Raw genomic sequence first — 1,118 nt, 5'->3', positions numbered from 1 at the left:
ATGGCAAAGAGCAAATTCGAGCGCAACAAGCCGCACGTCAACATCGGCACGATTGGCCACGTTGACCATGGCAAGACGTCGCTGACGGCAGCGATCACCAAGTACTTCGGCGAATTCAAGGCGTATGACCAGATCGACGCGGCGCCGGAAGAAAAGGCCCGTGGCATCACCATTTCGACGGCGCACGTCGAATACGAGACGCCGGCCCGCCACTATGCGCACGTCGACTGCCCCGGCCACGCCGACTACGTCAAGAACATGATCACCGGTGCGGCGCAGATGGACGGCGCGATCCTGGTGGTTTCGGCTGCCGACGGCCCGATGCCGCAGACCCGCGAGCACATCCTGCTGGCCCGCCAGGTCGGCGTTCCGGCGATCGTCGTGTTCTTGAACAAGGTCGACCAGGTTGACGACGCCGAGCTTCTCGAGCTCGTCGAGCTGGAAGTGCGCGAACTTCTGTCGTCCTACGAATTCCCGGGCGACGACATTCCGATCGTCAAGGGTTCGGCGCTCGCCGCTCTCGAAGATTCGGACAAGAAGATCGGCGAAGACGCGATCCGCGAGCTGATGGCAGCGGTCGACGCCTACATCCCGACGCCGGAACGTCCGGTCGACCTGCCGTTCCTGATGCCGATCGAAGACGTGTTCTCGATCTCCGGCCGCGGTACGGTCGTCACCGGTCGCGTCGAGCGCGGCATCGTCAAGGTCGGTGAGGAAATCGAGATCGTCGGCATCCGTCCGACGACGAAGACGACCTGCACGGGCGTTGAAATGTTCCGCAAGCTGCTCGACCAGGGCCAGGCCGGCGACAACATCGGTGCGCTGCTGCGCGGTGTCGACCGCAACGGCGTCGAGCGCGGCCAGGTTCTGTGCAAGCCGGGTTCGGTCAAGCCGCACCGCAAGTTCAAGGCTGAAGCCTACATCCTGACGAAGGAAGAGGGTGGCCGTCATACGCCGTTCTTCACCAACTACCGTCCGCAGTTCTACTTCCGCACGACGGACGTGACCGGCATCGTGACGCTGCCGGAAGGCACCGAAATGGTGATGCCGGGCGACAACGTGACGGTCGACGTCGAACTGATCGTGCCGATCGCCATGGAAGAGAAGCTGCGCTTCGC

General features: G+C 63.1%; 1 protein-coding gene. It reads left to right on the top strand.

The features are described 5' to 3' along the window. Positions 1–1,118, top strand: a 1,118-nt coding sequence (tuf, locus tag N181_RS10310; RefSeq protein ID WP_037403199.1) for an elongation factor Tu, incomplete at its 3' end; no start/stop codon positions are given.

Origin of the sequence: Sinorhizobium fredii USDA 205, assembly GCF_001461695.1 — a bacterium.
Lineage (GTDB): Bacteria > Pseudomonadota > Alphaproteobacteria > Rhizobiales > Rhizobiaceae > Sinorhizobium > Sinorhizobium fredii.
This window is presented reverse-complemented; position numbering and strand designations above follow the sequence as displayed.